Source organism: Putridiphycobacter roseus (genome assembly GCF_003234935.1).
GTDB lineage: Bacteria > Bacteroidota > Bacteroidia > Flavobacteriales_D > Crocinitomicaceae > Putridiphycobacter > Putridiphycobacter roseus.
This window is the reverse complement of the sequence record NZ_QKSB01000001.1, coordinates 605,397-623,874: the sequence shown is the minus strand read 5'-3', so window position 1 is coordinate 623,874 and position 18,478 is coordinate 605,397. Positions and strand designations below refer to the sequence as shown.

18 protein-coding genes are annotated in these 18,478 nt (G+C 34.7%); 15 read left to right on the top strand and 3 right to left on the bottom strand.

Going from position 1 to position 18,478, the window contains the following annotated elements:
- Nucleotides 1-4 precede the first annotated feature (4 nt).
- Nucleotides 5-835, bottom strand: coding sequence for a metallophosphoesterase family protein (locus tag DNU06_RS02690; RefSeq protein WP_111061654.1), 831 nt, complete (start codon nucleotides 833-835; stop codon nucleotides 5-7).
- Nucleotides 804-2,186, bottom strand: a complete 1,383-nt coding sequence (locus DNU06_RS02685) for an SLC5/6 family protein (protein ID WP_233502929.1) — start codon at nucleotides 2,184-2,186, stop codon at nucleotides 804-806. The genes DNU06_RS02690 and DNU06_RS02685 overlap by 32 nt, the downstream gene beginning before the upstream one ends.
- 219 nt (nucleotides 2,187-2,405) lie before the next feature.
- Here DNU06_RS02685 and DNU06_RS02680 point away from each other — a divergent pair, with 219 nt between their 5' ends.
- From DNU06_RS02680 to DNU06_RS02610, 15 genes are all read left to right on the top strand, one after another.
- The gene (locus tag DNU06_RS02680) at nucleotides 2,406-2,771 is read left to right on the top strand and encodes a hypothetical protein (protein ID WP_111061653.1); all 366 of its coding nucleotides are present in this window, start codon (nucleotides 2,406-2,408) and stop codon (nucleotides 2,769-2,771) included.
- A gap of 115 nt (nucleotides 2,772-2,886) precedes the next feature.
- Complete coding sequence (locus DNU06_RS02675) at nucleotides 2,887-5,256, top strand: T9SS type A sorting domain-containing protein (RefSeq protein ID WP_111061652.1); 2,370 nt, start codon at nucleotides 2,887-2,889, stop codon at nucleotides 5,254-5,256.
- Between the two features lie 243 nt (nucleotides 5,257-5,499).
- Nucleotides 5,500-6,615, top strand: a complete 1,116-nt coding sequence (locus DNU06_RS02670) for a mechanosensitive ion channel family protein (protein ID WP_111061651.1) — start codon at nucleotides 5,500-5,502, stop codon at nucleotides 6,613-6,615.
- 33 nt (nucleotides 6,616-6,648) lie between these two features.
- Nucleotides 6,649-7,752 carry a sensor histidine kinase gene (locus DNU06_RS02665; protein ID WP_111061650.1) on the top strand — a complete coding sequence of 368 codons (1,104 nt, stop codon included), beginning with the start codon at nucleotides 6,649-6,651 and terminating at the stop codon, nucleotides 7,750-7,752.
- The gene (locus DNU06_RS02660; RefSeq protein WP_317048224.1) at nucleotides 7,749-9,068 is read left to right on the top strand and encodes a sigma-54-dependent transcriptional regulator; all 1,320 of its coding nucleotides are present in this window, start codon (nucleotides 7,749-7,751) and stop codon (nucleotides 9,066-9,068) included. The genes DNU06_RS02665 and DNU06_RS02660 overlap by 4 nt, the downstream gene beginning before the upstream one ends.
- A 178-nt stretch (nucleotides 9,069-9,246) precedes the next feature.
- Entirely contained in the window at nucleotides 9,247-9,495 is a 249-nt protein-coding gene (locus tag DNU06_RS02655; RefSeq protein ID WP_146239126.1) for a hypothetical protein, read from the top strand.
- Nucleotides 9,496-9,508: 13 nt separating this feature from the next.
- Entirely contained in the window at nucleotides 9,509-10,792 is a 1,284-nt protein-coding gene (locus tag DNU06_RS02650) for a Glu/Leu/Phe/Val family dehydrogenase (protein ID WP_111061883.1), read from the top strand.
- A gap of 4 nt (nucleotides 10,793-10,796) precedes the next feature.
- Nucleotides 10,797-11,915: a Rossmann-fold NAD(P)-binding domain-containing protein gene (locus tag DNU06_RS02645; RefSeq protein WP_111061647.1), complete on the top strand. Its 1,119-nt coding sequence runs from the start codon at nucleotides 10,797-10,799 to the stop codon at nucleotides 11,913-11,915.
- A 2-nt stretch (nucleotides 11,916-11,917) separates the two neighbouring features.
- The gene (locus tag DNU06_RS02640; RefSeq protein ID WP_111061646.1) at nucleotides 11,918-12,241 is read left to right on the top strand and encodes an NAD(P) transhydrogenase subunit alpha; all 324 of its coding nucleotides are present in this window, start codon (nucleotides 11,918-11,920) and stop codon (nucleotides 12,239-12,241) included.
- Nucleotides 12,225-13,613, top strand: a complete 1,389-nt coding sequence (locus DNU06_RS02635; protein WP_111061645.1) for an NAD(P)(+) transhydrogenase (Re/Si-specific) subunit beta — start codon at nucleotides 12,225-12,227, stop codon at nucleotides 13,611-13,613. Before DNU06_RS02640 ends, DNU06_RS02635 begins: the two co-directional genes overlap by 17 nt.
- Nucleotides 13,614-13,665: 52 nt before the next feature.
- Nucleotides 13,666-14,085 carry a GreA/GreB family elongation factor gene (locus DNU06_RS02630; RefSeq protein ID WP_111061644.1) on the top strand — a complete coding sequence of 140 codons (420 nt, stop codon included), beginning with the start codon at nucleotides 13,666-13,668 and terminating at the stop codon, nucleotides 14,083-14,085.
- 26 nt (nucleotides 14,086-14,111) lie between these two features.
- On the top strand, nucleotides 14,112-14,918 hold the full coding sequence (locus tag DNU06_RS02625; protein ID WP_111061643.1) for a universal stress protein: 807 nt from the start codon (nucleotides 14,112-14,114) through the stop codon (nucleotides 14,916-14,918).
- A 43-nt stretch (nucleotides 14,919-14,961) separates the two neighbouring features.
- The gene (nhaA, locus tag DNU06_RS02620) at nucleotides 14,962-16,263 is read left to right on the top strand and encodes a Na+/H+ antiporter NhaA (RefSeq protein WP_111061642.1); all 1,302 of its coding nucleotides are present in this window, start codon (nucleotides 14,962-14,964) and stop codon (nucleotides 16,261-16,263) included.
- A gap of 215 nt (nucleotides 16,264-16,478) precedes the next feature.
- The gene (locus DNU06_RS02615; RefSeq protein ID WP_111061641.1) at nucleotides 16,479-17,297 is read left to right on the top strand and encodes a universal stress protein; all 819 of its coding nucleotides are present in this window, start codon (nucleotides 16,479-16,481) and stop codon (nucleotides 17,295-17,297) included.
- 19 nt (nucleotides 17,298-17,316) lie between these two features.
- Entirely contained in the window at nucleotides 17,317-17,751 is a 435-nt protein-coding gene (locus tag DNU06_RS02610; RefSeq protein WP_111061640.1) for a DoxX family membrane protein, read from the top strand.
- 43 nt (nucleotides 17,752-17,794) lie between these two features.
- Here the strand turns inward: DNU06_RS02610 and DNU06_RS02605 are convergent, their stop codons facing one another.
- Entirely contained in the window at nucleotides 17,795-18,394 is a 600-nt protein-coding gene (locus tag DNU06_RS02605; protein ID WP_111061639.1) for a DUF6134 family protein, read from the bottom strand.
- Nucleotides 18,395-18,478 lie beyond the last annotated feature (84 nt).

Genomic DNA, 18,478 nt, shown 5'->3' with positions numbered 1-18,478 from the left:
AATTTTAATAAGACCATTCCATATGTGCTTTAATCTTTTTCCCTTGTAAAGCGGTTTCTTCTTCCGGTAATATTTCACAATTGTCCCATATGCCTGTGTGCAATGTTTTTGCATATGGTGTTGGTAAGCCATTCTCTAGCATTACGCGACTAGCTGTTTGGGAATCATAAGAGAAAGCATGGTGTTCGAATTGTAATTCATCTGCCCTTAAAATACCAAACCAACAACGATTTGTGCCATCATTTGCAGGCATGCCTACCACACCAGAATTAATCCAATATTGCTGGTTTATCTGCTCAGAAAAAGGCAAGCCAGAGTGTCCTGCAATTACTATATCGGCATTGAGTTGCGCCATAAATTCTTGCTTAGCGTTCCAGTCAGTAGATGAAAAGATATAGGCCGATATGTCCGGAAATCCTCCGTGAATCACCCTAAGCCTTTTACCTTTTAATTCTAAGCTAATGGTTAATGGTAAATCTTTCATCCAAGCAATGGAATCCTCACTTAGTTTACTTTGGGCGTAGGGGAACCAAGATCTAGAAAATAAATCACAACGAGAGCCAGCATCAAAATTACAACCACAATCAAATTCCCCATCTCTAAGTTGGGCTTCTACATTACCAGCAATTACTTTGATGTCCCAGTTTTTTACCAATTGAACCGTTTCTTCTGGCTGCGCGCAATAACCAACTACATCCCCAGTGCATATAATTTGAGTGGAAGGGAAGTCCAGTAGTTCTGCTATATTTTTTACGGCTAATGTGGCTTGTAAATTGCTATAGTTTCCACCAAATATAAATAAATCATTGGGTTGATATTTCTTTAGTTTTTGCATGGTTTTGAATGAATAGTAAAGGTAAAAAATAGATGGATATACAGATTAGTATTCCAAAAACATTCGTCCATAATAAATCGTTGTATGGTCCTTCAGTGAGGAATAATTGCTTTGGAATTAAGTCGAAGCTCAGTAAAGTACCCATCATAATTCCTATTCCTACACTTAAAAAAAAGCTAATTTTAGGCACAGGAATCCACCAAAAAATAAATACAGGGGTTAGACCAATGACCATGGTGCCACTGATGGTGGTTGCCGATAATATTTCTGGACTAAAAAAAAGTGGCATTGTACCTGCTATGGCGATTATTATCATGGTAATTCTTCCAAATTTTAAAGTGTCTCCCAATTTTAAATCCATAGCCAATAATTTACTAAAAGAGGAAAATGTGGAGTCTAGCGTGGAGGCGGCCGAGACTATCATGATAAAATTAATCAGCAATAAAACAAGAGGACCAAATGTTAGACCAAAGTCTTTGATGGCTCCGGGGGCAAAACCATTTAATTTTCCAAAAATGCCTAGAAAGCTGAAAAGCACAATGCAGATAAAACCAATAATTCCAGCTAAGATGAAACTAATTAAGGTCGTTTTATTACTACTGATAAATCCCCGGTCAGTCAATACAGGGTCGTGAAACGGATAACTGAAAGATTGCAAAGCTGCTGCAAAAAGTAAGTGGAGTCCATTGTCCCAAGAGAATGTACCTGTTGTTACTATTTCGGTAAAACTACTTTCTTTTTTACCAAATAAAATACCAAGTATAACGGAAAGAAGAATAGCAAAAAGCGCCATTTGAATTAAATCAGAAAAGATGGAACTCTTTAATCCGCCCTTTAAAGCGTAGGCTAATGTTAATGCGGTAAATACAATAATTGAACTATAATAGGGGGTCGAGCCTTGGTCGCCGAAATAACTACCTATGACCATGGTGTTCGACCATACTTCATTGAATAGCCTAAATGCCACTACAATTGAAAATAAAACGATTGCTTGTCGACCAAACTTAAAATTTAAAAAATGATGAATACTAGAAAAACCACCTTTTTTACGAAGATAGTAAATGACAATACCCCCTATAATAAAAGATAAGTAGTAGGTGCCATAAGCTACGCCACCTACCATACCAAATTTGTTTCCCAAAATAGCAGCATTGGCGATTGATTTTGCAAAAACCCATGAAATGACGAGGCTGCCAGTAAGTAATATCCAATTAGGCGATTTGCCCTTGGTATTGGCTTTGAAAAATTCGGCCGTAGTAGTTGCTAATGGGGAAATAAAAAACAAGATTAAACTTGAACCAATTACCAGCACCCATTGCCAAAATTGTATATTTTCGATTAAAGTTGCCACTAACCTTTTCTATTCATTATGATTTGGGTGCACCCAAAAAATGGCACTAGTCCGGGAGTGGAGAAAACGAATTGTTGTCGTTGCATATTTTGGAATTGCAGTTTTGACGTTGTTTACCTATAGAACTTACAGTAATAGATTTTTCTTATTTGAAATAGAAATGCTTTGCGTAGAATTTTGTCGATATTGTAGGAATACATTGTTTATCCTGTTTAAATTATGACCATATCACCAGAATTATATTTAGCCAAGACGAATGCCCGTAAACTATCTAGGGAAATGATTAAGACTGTTTTCTTGATTACAGAACAAGTACCGCCAAATGAATTCAAAACAAATCTTCGAAAAAAAGTATTGGAAATCTCCTCTTCTATTGCTCATGCTACTGTACAAGTGGTGAAAGAGGTTCAAGCAGCACATTATGTTGCTATTATGGGTGAAATTAGAGCGTTGTTGCATTTGATTAATGAAGGAAAGGAGCATGGTTTTGTATCTGATCACGGATTCGTTCTCGTTAGGGTTTCAATATCAGACTTAATATGTTCATTAGACTATTTGACTAAATGGATAGGTTGTTTTAAATAAATGTTACCTGAAGATTAAAAAATAAAATTTTAGGAATTCAATATTCAATCCTTTTTAGAATTGATAATTAGGAATTAGATGTCTATTTTTACAGTTAAACTATAAACAAAATTATATGAAAATTTTTAACTTATTATTATTTTGTCTAATTGGCCAGTTTGCCATTGGACAATATTATTATTTAGGTTCGGCAGGTCAAGTACCTGGAAACTTAAATAATGAAGATACTTACCCTGTTGGGGGTGGTCAAGCTGCAGGATGGACTTCTTTAGTAGGGCCTAGTGCAACTACACCAGTTTGGTCTGCGAATCAAACTTTACCATTTACATTTAACTTTAATGGTGCTCCAGTAACGGATTATAAAATCTCTTCTACTGGCGTATTAACGTTTGATGTAGCTGCGACTACTGTTCCTGGTGCAACGCCAATGGCTTTGCCAGATGCAAGTGTTCCTGATAATTCTATCTGTCTTTGGGGACTAAATGCAAGTGGCGCAAATGACAATGGTTCTATCAAAGTATTTGGTACAGCACCAAACAGACAATTATGGATTCACTACAGTTCAGTTGTGAATGGTACAATTGATTGGTCTTATTATTCAATTGTTTTGGAAGAAACAACGGATAGAATTTATTTAGTGGATCAAAGAAATACTACTGGAGTAGGTGCTTTAAGTGCAGGTGTACAAATTAACAGTACAACAGCTTATTCTGTAGCAGGTTCTCCAGCTTTAGGAGCAATTGCTTCTACAGATGCAACACCAGCAGATGATTATTACTATGAGTTTATTCAAGGTGTTCAACCAGCTGACGAGTCTCAATTAATTGATTTTGATTTGTTACCTTACGTTGCGAATGGTTCAGTAGATATCATTGGAACAGTTAAAAATTTAGGTTCAAATACAATCACTAGTTTAGATGTAACTTGGGATGATGGTTCAGGTCCAAATACTTCTACTTTAACTGGTTTAAGTATTGCAACAAACACAAATTATACATTTACACACCCTACTACTTTATCTGCAACAGTTTCACAAAGTTATACTATTGATTTAGTAGCTGCAACTACAGGTGATATTGATGCAACTAATAATACAATTCAAAAATCTACGGCTACTTTATCTGCTATCCCGACTAAATATGTAGTAGGTGAAGAAAAAACAGGTACATGGTGTGGCTGGTGTCCAAGAGGTGCTGTAGGCTTAGCAGGAATGGAAGCAACTGCAGAATTTATTGGAATTGCGGTTCACAATGGTGATCCAATGACTGTTGCTGCTTACGATTCAAATATCGGAACTTACGTTCCAGGTGGTTACCCAGGTGGTGGCGTGGATAGAGTAATTGATGGAGATCCTTCACAGTTTAGTGCTATGCATGCTGCAAGAGTTGGTGATGTTGTACCTTGTTCTGTAAATGATATAACTACAAGTTATAACGCAACAACAAATGAAATTGAAGTAAGTACAGATGTTGAGTTTTTTGGAACTATTAGTGGAAACTATAGATTATCCTTAGTTGTTTTAGAAGATGATTTAATTCAAACTGGTGCAAACTGGAGTCAAACTAATTACTACGCAGGTGGTGGTAGTGGTGTTTTAACAGATCCTGTTACTGGATTTTCTTGGGACGGTGCTGCATCTTCAGTAAACCCAACTTTGTTTGGTGGTTACGATCACGTTGCAAGATATTTATCTAATAATGATATTTTAGGAGAAGCAGGAAGTTTACCAGCAGGTTCAGTACCAGCAGGTGTGCATTCTTATACTTTCGCAAATATTCCAGCTGCAACAGTGAATTTAGTTTCTAATTCTCATTATGTAGTAATGGTAATTAATGCAGATAACGGTGAGATTTTAAATGCAGGGAAAACAGAAGTTGAATTACCTACTGAAGTTGCTTTAACTGATTTTAATTTACCACAATTATTACCATTCGGAAATTCTGATATTATTGGAACAGTAGAAAATAAAGGTACAACTGATATTACAAGTTTAGATGTAACTTGGAATGATGGTAGTGGTCCAAATACTTCAACTTTAACTGGTTTAACTATTGTACCTGGTGCAACTTATACTTTTACACACCCAACTCAATTAGCAGTTACTCCTGGTACTACATATAGTATTACTTTAACTGCTACAGTAACTGGTGATGTAGACGCAGCAAATAATTCAATTACTAAAGTAGGTACTGTACCTTCTGATTTAAGTGTTGGAGATGCTGTAAATGCATTCGAATTTAATATTTATCCTAACCCAACAAAAGGTCAAATGATTCTTGAGTTGAACGCTAACGATTCTAAAGAAGTAAGTTACTTTGTAACAGATGCAATTGGAAACGTTGTTATTTCAAATAACATTACAAGCGTTACTGCAGGTCAAAACATCATTAAATTAGATGGTGAGAGATTGGCAAACGGAATGTATTTTGTTCATGTAAAAGCTGGTGATTCAGTAATTACTAAAAAAGTGAATATTATAAAATAATCCTTTTACTAAATTGTAAAAAGCACCATGGGAACATGGTGCTTTTTTTATGCCCATTTTTTTTAGAAATAGAGGGAGCCAAAAGGATATTTAATGCTTTTACAAATTGTATTTTTAAGGGATACTCTTTTTAAACTCCAATATTTCCTTTTTTTATCTTAATCTTAAATTAAAACAGACGACAATATAATTGTATCAAATGCATGTAATATCTTTACCCAATAGAAAATATAACTTGGATATATGAAAGTCTTCTTCGATACTTATAAACCGCAACTATTTTATGCACTAATTGTATTGGTTACTTTAATTGCATTATTGGTATTTACAAAAATATTGCACCAATGGCTAGTCAAGAAAAAAGAACAAAAGTTTCCTGGGGAGAACAACAAGACCTTGAATTTATTAAAAAGATTGTTGAATTCTTTATGGCTTGTTTTAGGGATTATTGCTTTTAGTTTTCTTTTTGTTGAAAAAGATGAATACAATATTTTGCAAAGTAATTTCAGATTAATCATGTATTTGGGCTTTATTGCAATACTCACCATTGTGTCTGCAAGTACTATAAATTTATGGTTTAAAAATAAAATTAAAGTCAAAGTAACTATTGGAGACGATCCTACTGCTTATAAATTTCTTCGGTATGTCGTAGTTGTTTCTATCTGCTTTGTTGGTATTGTTTTCGGTCTTCTGGTCTTTCCTTCCTTAAGAAGTGTAGCGCAAACGGCGCTGGGTGGTGCAGGAGTAGTTGCTATTATTATTGGTGTGGCCTCTCAAGAGGCTTTGGCAAACTTGGTTGGTGGAATATTTATTATTTCTTTTAAACCATTTAAAATTGGCGACATCATAAAAATATCAGATACCATGGTTGGAACTGTTACTGATATTACACTAAGACATACGGTAATGCGTAATTTTGAAAATAAAATGATTGTTATACCCAATGCAGTCATAAATAAAGAAAAATTAATTAATTACGATTTGGGAGAATCTAAATGCTGCGATAGAATAGAAATAGGTATTTCATACGATAGTGACGTTACATTGGCAAAGAAAATTATGCAAAAGGAATGTGAAAATCATCCTTTGATTATTGACAATAGATCGGAGGTGCAAAAGCAAGATGGGCAACCGATAGTAAAAATAGCTTTAACCGCATTAAATGATTCTTCTGTTACGATTCGGGCATGGGCATGGTCAAAAGATTATGTGGATTCTTTTGACTTAAGATGTGATATTTTAGAAAGTGTTAAAAAGCAATTTGAAATGAATGGAATTGAAATACCATACCCGTATCGAACTTTGGTCATGAAGCAAGAATCAGTAAAAGATCCGCTTGCAGATAAACCTAAAAATTAGTATATTATTTAAGTTTATTAATTTTGACTCAAAATGAAAGAAGAGGATTTCGATAGCAGTACATTGTCAAAAGATTTGGCGGAAAGGGTAAAGGAATTAGAGTGTTTATATAATATTTCCCGTATAGCAATCATTCATAAAAATGACTTGAATAAGGCTTTGCAATTAATTGTTGAAGAAATACCGAGTGGTTGGCAATATCCACAAATGGTAAAAGCCTACCTGCGATATGGCGATACGGAAATAGGTATTCGTCCTAAACAAGAAAAATGTCAATCCGTTTTATTCGAGTTTGGTCAAGGATTAGTAGGAGAATTATTCGTTTACTATCAACAGTCCAATCAAACTGAAATACCTGAGGTTTTTTTAATTGAAGAACAAGCATTGCTCAACCAAATTGGATATGAAATATTAAGTTTAATAGAACTTGATTTAACCAAGCAACAGGAAGTAATGATTAAGGATAAATTGCGGTTTAACGACCGTTTAAATCTGTTGGGCGAGCTGACCGCTGGCATTGCTCATGAATTAAATACTCCCCTTGGAAATATTATTGGATATGCTGAATTATTGCAAAAAGGGGAAACAGATTCCTTAAAGAAAAATGATGTAGAAAAAGTATTAAAGTCAGCTAAACACGCCAGAGAAATAGTGAAAAAACTCATGTTTTTCTCCTGTGAAATGCCTTCTCAATTCAAGAAAAATGATTTGAACAAGTTGGTAAAAGAATGCTTAGATTTACTTAAAATTCAACTCAATGAAAAGGGGATAAATGTAACCGTTGATTTGGAAGAGGATGTACCAAAAATAAGCTTAGATGCGGTACAGTTTACCCAAGTAATCTTCAATATTGTGTTAAATGCCATAGATGCTATGCGTGCTAATGGTAATTTGAGAATCAAAACGAGTAAGGAACAAAATAATATAAAATTAGAAATTGCCGATAATGGGAAGGGAATTCCTTCGCATGAAATTGGCAGGCTGTTTCAGCCTTTCTATACCAATAAATCACAAAACGGTACTGGTTTAGGTTTAGCAGTCTCCCACGGTATTGTTCAAGCGCATAAAGGGACTATTGAAGTTGAATCAGAAGTTGACAAAGGCACTTTATTTACCATAATTCTTCCATGTATATGAATGAAACTTTATCCATTTTAGTAGTAGATGACTCAAGAGATTTGTTGGAATTGTTGAGGAGACAACTGCAAGACCTTGGTATGAATCCATATATTTCAGACAATGTACTTGAAGGGATTGAAATCCTTGAAAATACCGAAATAGATTTATTGATTACGGACCTGAACATGCCTAAAATTGGAGGGGAGCAGCTCATTCGGTATTGTAGTGAGCACTTTTCAAGTATTCCAATTCTCGTTATTACTGGTTATCCAAGTGTTAATTCAGCAATTAATGTGATGAAATTAGGTGCTTTAGAGTATTTGATCAAACCGTTTACTGCAGATGAGTTAGAAGATGCATTGCGAAGTATGCTGGGTGCCAAAACTGTGCGTGAAGAAGTGCAGACCACGGCAGTGATCGAAAATTTTCAAGGTATCATTGGGTCTTCCAAAAAGATGCAGCATTTATATAACACCATTCAGCGTACAAAATCAAATAGGGCTACTATTTTGGTGAGTGGAGAAAGTGGGACTGGAAAAGAATTAGTCGCTAGAGCAATACATTATAGTGGCGACTTTTCTTCTGCCCCATTTGTACCGGTAAACTGCGGTGCTATTCCCGACCAATTGTTAGAAAGCGAGCTGTTTGGTCACCTAAAGGGTAGTTTTACGGGAGCGATTACAAATCGTGCTGGTTTTTTTCAAGCAGCTGATGGCGGAACTTTATTTTTGGATGAAATCAGTAATACTTCACTAGAAGTTCAAGCTAAATTATTAAGAGCCATTCAAGAAAAAGAAGTGACCTCTCTAGGGTCGACTAAAAGTCAGAAAATAAATGTAAGAATTGTCACGGCTTCCAACGTAAACCTTTTAGAATTGATAGCCCAAGGGAAATTCAGAGAAGACTTGTATTACCGATTAAATGTGATTTCCATTGAAATTCCACCTTTGCGTGAAAGAGAGAATGATATTCTAGCACTCTTGAAATATTTTAATCTTAAATTCAGCAAAGAACAGTCCAAATCAAAACTAAAATTCGACAGGAATGCCTTGAGCGCTTTAAATAAATATGCATGGCCTGGGAACGTACGTGAATTAGAAAACTTTGTGCAAAGACTGGTGGTAATGCATGATGACAATATCACCATCAATGAAATTCCAAATTATATGAAGTCAAAGGTGCAGTTGGATAAAAGTGCATCACTTTCCATGTCTTTAAAAGAAGTGGAAAAAGATTATATTCAAAAAGTATTGTCGGCCAATAATAACAACAAAACTAAAGCCGCTGAAATTCTCGGAATTGATCGGAAGACATTGAGAGAAAAATTAAAATAGTCACCGATACATTTGCACCCGTACCGGGGAGTATTACCCCGTTTTTAATGTAGTAAATTTTCTTGGAAATTTCTGTGCCAAAACATATTAAATTCATTGTCAGTATTTAGCATCTGTAAACCCATGTTGATTTGATGGTTGGCATTGCTATTGCCTTATTGTTTCCAAAATGAATTAAATGGAAGCAAACATTTGTAATAATTGTGTCAATGACAACACTTGCATGTATCAAGCTGAGGCGGTAGATGAGTCAAAAATATTTTGCGAAGCTTATGAGTTTGAACAAGGAATTGTAATTCCTAGTCAGGAGAATAACAATATGTCAACAACCGCAATCAACGACTTGTGTGCAAGTTGTGATTTCAAAGAAAGTTGCACATTAAGAAGTTTAGGTCACTTTATTTTTCAATGTGAGCATTATGAATAATCAGAAAAAAAATATGGAAACAGTAAAAAAACAATTGCCTAAAGCAGGCATGTACGAAAACGTATTGCGTCAGTACAATCAAGCTGCAGATATTATTGATTTGCACAAGGGGATTAGAAAGATTTTAATGAACACCAACAACGAAATTGTTGTTCATTTCCCGGTAAAACTAGATGATGGTTCAATTGAAGTCTTCACAGGTTACAGGGTGCAACACAATAATGCATTAGGACCATACAAGGGCGGTTTACGTTACCATACTACGGTAGATATTGATGCTGCAAGAGCACTTGCTATGTGGATGACTTGGAAGTCAGCAATTGTTGGGTTACCATACGGTGGCGGCAAGGGTGGCATTCAAATTGACCCAAGTAAATATTCGGAATCAGAATTAGAAAGAATAACAAGAAGGTTTACTTATGCGCTTGGCGATAATATTGGACCAGATTTAGATATACCTGCTCCAGATGTCAATACAAATGCTAAAATTATGGCTTGGATTGCGGATACTTATTCTTCTATCAAGTCTCCTTCAGTAAGACAAAAAAACATGCACGTGGTTACTGGTAAACCTGTTGGTTCTGGTGGACTAGAAGGAAGAGATAGAGCGACTGGTTTTGGGGTGGTGACCAACATAAAAAAATGGGCCAAAAATCTAGATAAAGACTTGAATGGCATGACTTTTATTATTCAAGGTTTTGGTAATGTAGGTTACTGGACCGCTCACTTTTTAACCAAAGAAGGTGCGAAGTTAATTGCGGTGCAAGATGCGAGTGGTACCATTGCAAATACGAATGGAATCGATCCAGAAAGTTTGTTGGCACACACCAGCAAAAATACTGGAAAAATTGACGGTTTTGAATCCGCTTCTAAATTAGACTCGTCCCACTTTTTTGAAATTGAATGTGACATTATTATTCCAGCAGCATTAGGAAATCAGATTACCGCTGAAAATTGTGATAAAATCAAAGCCACTTTAATTGCTGAAGGAGCAAACGGCCCTGTAAGTGCAGATGCAGAATTGATTCTTTTAAAGAATGGTGTAGATGTGATTCCTGATATCCTTTGTAATTCAGGTGGAGTAATAGGTAGTTATTACGAATGGTTGCAAAACAAAAGAAGTGAAAACTGGAAAATGGAAACTGTTTTAGATATGATTTCAGAAAAACTAGAAGACGCTTTCGATCGGGTTGTGGAGGTTTCTAATACTTACCATGTGAGCTGGAGAGTAGGCGCTTATATCGTCGCATTAAAAAAACTAGATCAAACGTACAAAGAAAGAGGAGTATTCCCATAATTATATGAAAGTATTAGGATTATTAAAAGAAAACGCAGGAGTGAACGTAGTTGCGCTTACTCCTGACAATGTAAAGCATTTGTCGGAACATTATACCGTAATAGTAGAAAGTGGGGCTGGCGTATTGGCTGGTTTTACAGATGAAGCGTATGGTTTGGCAGGTGCTGAAATTGAAAGTGATCGAGCATTGTTACTCAAAAAGTCATCTTTGCTAATTACGCTCTCCAGTAAAATAAACTTTTCAGGAATTGAAAAACATAAAACAGTGATTGGAGGGTACGGTGTATTAGATGAACTTGAATCGATTTTGCAATTTACTAATAATCCTATAGACTTTTTTTCCTTGTCACTTTTGCCAAGGATTACAAAAGCACAATCCATGGACATTTTATCAAGTTTGGCTGCCCTGTCAGGTTATCAGGCCGTAGTGCATGGCTTCGATAAGTCCATGGTTGTTTCTCCCATGATTTCAAGTGCCGGTGGGACACTTTATCCCGCAAAAGTATTAGTATTAGGTGCAGGTGTTGCCGGACTGCAAGCAATTGCAACTGCAAGAAGACTTGGTGCAGTGGTTACGGCATTTGATATCCGTAAGCAAACCAAGACAGAAGTGGAAAGTTTAGGTGCTGATTTTATTGAAGTTATGGGAGCTGTTGAAGATGAGTCGAGTGGAGGATATGCCATTGAACAAGATGAGAACTTTATGACTAAAGTTATCGATTCAATCGCCCTTCAGGCGAAAGACGCCGATTTAATTATTACAACAGCAAGAATTCCGGGGAAAAAAGCCCCGAAATTAATTACTGCTGATATGTTAAAGCGCATGAAACCGGGTAGTATAGTTATTGACATGGCCGCGGATACCGGTGGTAATTGTGAATTTTCAGAAAATAATAAAACTGTTTTAAAGGATGGCGTATTCTTGCTCGGCGAATCAACAATTTACAATAGGGTAGCACGTTCAGCCTCTATTTTATTGGGTAATAACATGACCACTTTTATCCATCATTTCAGGTCTAATGAAGACTTGACTTTTCAAGATGAAATATTGGCCGCAACCTTGGTAACCAGAAATGGAAAAATAGTGCACGAAAAAATATGTGCAGAAGTAAATAAATATTAAACATGGAAAATACATTCAGTCTAACCCCAATTGATGGGATTTACATCATTCTTTTGTGTACCCTCGTCGGTATTTCAATTATAAAAAATGTGCCAGCAGTATTACATACTCCTTTGATGTCAGGTTCGAATGCAATCAGTGGCATCATCATTATCGGTGGAACTATTCAGTTGATGCAACCGGGTATTGGGTTTAACTTAATGACCGTGATTTCGGCTATTGGCGTCTTGATTGGGAGTATCAATGTCGCAGGAGGCTTTTTTGTGACACACAGGATGTTAAAAATGTTCAAACCAAAAAAAATAAAAAATGATTTTAACAGGTAATATCGGAATTTTTGCCGCAACAGCATCCTTTTTAATGGGCATGATGATTATGGGAAATCCAAAAAAAGCAGTTTTTGGAAACTTCCTGCTGGTGGTGGGAATGATTGTCGCAATTGTCAGTACAATTTTGATACAAAGTAGTATTGAAAATGGGATGCAGTGGAATAATTTATTGCTCATTTTCGGATTGTTAATTGTAGGGACAGTAATTGGTAAAAAAATATCTTTTGGCTTTCAATTGACAAAAATGCCAGAGCTTGTCTCGCTTTTTAATGGGTTTGGAGGTTTGGCAGCAGGTTTAATAGGATTGGTGGGTACACTTAATTTTAGCTTGGTTTCTGATGCATTAAGTAGTGCGATTCTTTTAGTCTCCGTGTTTTTAGGTTTCCTTACTTTCTCTGCCAGTTTTATTGCTTTCTTAAAGTTGGGCGGAAAGTTTAAAAAGTACATTCCTCATAACGGCACTTATAGTGTCGTTTCTCTGGTGATTAGTGTCTTGTTAATTTTTGTATTACTTTTTTATCCAAACATAAACACGTACATGTTGCTTGTAGGTTTATTGATCACTTTTAGTTTAATACATGGTGTTTTCTTTGCGAATGGAGTAGGCGGAGGAGACATGCCTATTTTAATCTCCATTTTGAATGGACTTACTGGGGTGTTGACAGTTATTTCAGGTATCTATTTCGAAAGTGCAATCATGATACTCTCCGGTGTTTTTGTTGGCGCTACGGGTATTATACTCACCGTTCAAATGTGTGGCGCAATGAATACCTCCATTTTAAAAGTATTTTTAGGACCAACCGCAAAAGCAGTATCCTCAGATGAAGCGACCAATTATGAGGTACTTCGAGAAACTTCTCCGGTAAAAGTTGCTGCTGACTTAACCTTGGTGAAAAAAGTAGTAATCGTGCCTGGTTTCGGACTTGCAGTAGCCAAAGCACAAAAGCTTTGTCGCGAGTTAAAAGATGAGTTGAATGCCATGGACATTGAATTGAAATTTGTCATTCACCCCGTTGCCGGAAGGATGCCTGGTCATATGAATGTATTGCTTGCAGAAGCTGGGATTGAATATGCCGATATTCTAGACCTTGACAAAGGAAATGATTACTTGTCAGAAACTGATTTGTGCTTGGTTATTGGTGCAAATGATGTGGTCAATACCGCGGCAGAAAATGATTCTGATTCATCTATTCATGGAATGCCGATTGTTCAAACCTACAAATCAAAAAAAGTAGTGATTGTAAAAAGGAGTTTAAGTCCAGGTTATGCCGGGATCAAAAACCCACTTTTTGAACACGCAACTGCTGAAATGCTTTTTGTAGATGCAAAAGAAGCAATTGATCGGATTTTAACAGAACTAAAAATGTAGTAAAAAAGAGATAAAAATTAGAAAGGTTATTTTCATTAAATAATACAAAATAATGGCATTTGAAAAGGTGAAATTAAGAAAAGAGCAAAGAAATTATCTTTTAGATAGGGTGGTGTTGGAAAAGCCTGTGGACAAGGATAAAAAGAAAAGTATCTTATTATTAAAAGAGAAATTAGAAAAAGCGGCATTATTTGAAGGGACAGAGCTGACAGATAATTACGTGCAATTGAATTCGATTGTAACCATCAAAACCTCTTTTGGCTTTAAATATGGCTTACAAATAGTTTTACCAGAAGAGGCGGATATTCAATCCAATAAACTATCCGTTTTTTCTTCGGTAGGAAGTGCTATTTATGGTAACAAAGAAGGTGATACAGTAGGGTGGTTTTTTTTAAATGCTCTAGAATATGTAGAGATTATTAAGGTGTCTAAAATGAGCAATCATATTCCTAAATCTCTTTTGCGACCTTAACGCGTTAAACTTAAAAATATTTAATAATGAAGCAGGTAATTGTTCCTACAAATTTTTCTAAAACTGCATGGAATGCAACCATGCATGCCATTGAATATTGTAAAATATTAGATGCAGAATTGGTATTGCTTCATGCTTTTGAAAATTATCCAAATGGCCTTAATACTAGCGCTTTGTCAGTGTCGGAGACCATGGAATCGAAAGAGGACGAAATGGAGCTCTTGGTAACAAAACTTATGCAATGTAAAGAAAGTACGATCAAAATCAAAGCTTTATGTATAGGAGGGTCTCTTTTTGAATACATCAATGCACTCAATGCTACATCAGTATCTAACCTTATTGTTATGGGTACACAAGGTAGAAGTGGAATGGGCGGTAAATTTTTCGGCAGTAATGTAAGTCGTTTAATGCATGTTACTCATAGTACCATTTTAGTCGTGCCCAGCAATGCTGCTTTTTCTTTGTCGAATACCATTTGCTGTGCCATTGATAATGGATCTGAGATTAAAGCAGGAGACCTGAATATGATGGAACAAATCGTGCAGGCAGGTCATCAACAAATCATCAATATTATTCATGTATTAAAGAATTTTAAAAAACCGAATAAAATTTTACCAATAAGTCAATTTCAGAAAATTAAGCTGCTTTATAAAGAAATTGAGGGCGATAATGTACCAACCACGCTGGAATTATATACGAATCACCATAAGAGTAGTTTATTGGTTTTGGTGCGTAAAAAGAGAAGTTTTTTTGAAAATATTTTCCAAGAAAGTGTTTCCACCTCACTCACTTTTAAAGCAAGCATACCAATATTAGTGTTACGTTCAAAATAAACATGTTGATAAAGTTTTAAACACATAAATGGAATCCAATTAAATGAAATCAAATTTTTTTCAAAAACAGTCTTCAGCAGGAATACTTTTATTTATAGCCACTATTGCAGCGTTAATAGTGGCTAACTCTTCTTTAAGTTCGTACTATCATCAATTCATGCATTTGGATTTTACATTTGGATTTGTCGATAGTTTTAATATTACTCATTCCTTAGAACATTGGATCAATGATGGCTTGATGGCAATATTTTTTCTTTTAGTTGGATTAGAAATAAAGAGTGAATTAAAGTTTGGAAAATTAAATTCAATCAAGTCGGCACTTTTCCCCACCGTTACAGCAATTGGAGGTGTGATTGTTCCTGCTATAGTGTTTTATTTCCTGAATAAAAATTCAGGAAATATTGATGGCTGGGCAATACCCATGGCTACTGATATTGCTTTTGTAATAGGAATACTCGCCATTATTGGATCGCGTGTTCCTTCTTGGGTAAAAGTATTTATCACGACTGTGGCTGTAGTAGATGATTTAATTGCAGTTTTAGTAATTGCATTTTTTTATACTGATGAAATAAATGTGTTGGCATTATCACTGGCTGTTATTTTTACTTTGGTTTTGGTATATTTTAATTATAAAAATGTTTATCATTTGGCGCCTTATTTAGCGGTAGGTTTTTTCCTGTGGTGGGCTGTATTGGCCTCGGGAGTACACGCTACTTTGGCTGGTGTGATTTTGGCTTTTACTATTCCTTTAAAAAGAGATTGGACCATAGAAGAAATTAAAGAAAGTGCTACCCAAGGATTTGATTTTTATTTAAAAGCCAAAGAAAAGGATTCTCCAGTCACTATGAAAGATGCCCACCTAAATTTAAACAAGATGAGGTTAGAAATTGAGTCTCCACTAAAGCGACTTGAAAGAAGACTACATAATTTGGTTTACTTTATCATTATGCCTCTTTTTGCTTTTGTAAATGCAGGAATTTTCTTGGATAGTGATATTCTCAATAATGCCCTTGTTTCTACCATAAGTTGGGGGGTATTTTTAGGTTTGTTAATTGGGAAACCCTTAGGGATCACCGTGAGTTTTTGGATAATGTATAAGCTCACCATCAAGGAAAAAAATACACCCATTAACCTTTGGATGACTATTATTGGAGTTGGGTTTTTGGCTGGAATTGGATTTACTATGTCTTTATTTATCGCCAATTTATCTTACACAGATGAAAAATTATTGGAATATGCGAAAATATCTATTCTCCTGGCTTCCATTGTAAGTGGCTTTATTGGCTACTATATCTTGCGATTTAAAGTGAAGCAATATGACGAGAAGGGATTTGATGTTTCCTAAGCTATATTTAATGCATGTCCTATGTTTACTCTATTTTAAGGCGGGAAACGCATGGCGTTTAATTATTGCTTTGTAAGTGAGACTTAATAAAATGAATTTGGATATATTTCAATATATAGATGTCTAATATTGATGAAAATCAAGTTTTAAAATGATATGTCCACCTTTTTTTTAAGGTTAAATACCTATCTTTATTTGAAACAAAGATTAAAAGTATGAACATTCTATTGACCACTGACTTTTCATATGGTGCGGAAAAAGCCATTCATTATATTATTAATTCCTTCGGTACTGAAGGAAAAGAATATAAACTCTTAAATGCACAAAATATTAAAAGAGCAGGAGCCACTTTTGACGATTCTTTTTTTGAAGAGATGATTGCTTATAATCAAAAAGAGCTATTGATTTTGCAATCTAAACTAATCGAAAAGTATAAAGGTTTAAAAATGGACTGTATTGCAGAGACAGGAAATTTAGTAACAGTAATTGAGCACGAATTAAAATTGAAAAATTACGAATTGATTGGAATTGGTGCTAATGGGTCTGCTAATTTATACGAAAAATTAATAGGTACAAGCGCAAGAGCAGTGCTTAAATATAGTAATATACCTGTGTTAGTTGTACCCGTTGTTACGAAGTTAAGATCGCCAATTAATGTTTTAATTGCCATGGATAAAAATTATGCGCAAATAAAAGAGCAGTTGATTGGGTTGTTAAGTGAATTAAAGAATAAGGCATTAAATATTACCCTTTTTCACATTGATGATACTGTAGATATTCAGGAATCAGATTTTTTAATCTTAAGAGAAGCGCTTTTACAAATTAATGAACATATTAAAGTAAATACAAAGACTAAAAAAAGTTCAAAAGCTTCTATAGATAATCAAATATTAGAGTTTGCCGAAAATTATGAAATGGACATGATTATCACGAGCCCCAATAACCATAGTTTCTTTGAAAAATTATTTACACAGAGTATTACAAATATGCTTTTAGATAGAACACATATCCCTTTAATAGCACTTAAAAAATAAACACTTAAAAACATAGCTTATGTATGATTCATTATTGTTGTTTTTAGAAGAAAACACCACTTTTTTTACTTTTTCATTGGTAAGAATTGCTTTAGGGTTATTGTTTTTCTTTCAAGCTTATGATAAGATTTTCAACATTAAGCTTTCGGTAGTTTGTTCAGAAATATACTATGGTGATAAATCAAAAAATATTCCAAGGCCATTGGTGAAAAGTGCTATCTATTTTTCTTCCTATTTAGAATTAATAGCTGGATTATTATTGATTGTCGGGTTGTTTACTTTACCTACATTATATTTGTTAGGAATTCACTTTTTAGTGCTGATTGGTACTTTTTCTTACTTAGATAGTGTTTGGAATACTGGCTTAGTTTACTCTCGATTTATTTTGTTATTAATCCTGTTGTTAATGCCAATTTCTTTGAATGTTTTCTCTTTAGATTATTTGCTTAGATAAGGAGATGTATTTTTTTCAAATAATAGTTGAATGGTAGATAGTATTAGGATTCTAATTTCATTTCTACATTATACATTTGATGAAAGAATTTAACACTTTTAGCTATTTCATTTTTATTATAAGTGTAGGTGACTTTAACGCCATCATCATCAATTTCATAAGTGCTTTCATTTAGTTTAGTTATTTTACTTATTTCTGCGTCATTTAACATAAATACATCTTCTATTTTGGAAGGTGTAAAATAGTACATGTCATATCCTGTTAATGCCATTTTTTCTTTAGCAATTGTTTTTGCATTGTCATTCACAAGTACATGGTAGTTGGAATCATCCAAGATAGATATTTTTGTCGCGGAATGTATACTACCATTATTGTAAATAGTGGATGATCCTTCTTGTAGGACTTTATTTTTTCTAATAATGTAACCTGTAAATTTTAGTTTTATATGTATCAATATATGTATATCAATCAAGGAGGTTAATTCAATTTTTTCTGAACCATCTGCAAGTATACTTTTTACAATTTTAGAGGTTCCTGCTTCATAGCCATCAATAAATACTTTATAGAACTGCGTATTGCCATACAGGGAAGAGGAAATACAAAAGAAAGCGGCTAATAATACCGTTTTAATAAAATGACGCATATGGTTAGTATTTGTTGCTATTGAATACAGGTAAAGTTAGCAATAAACATAGGTTTAGCATGCCTTATTAACAAACAATAAAAA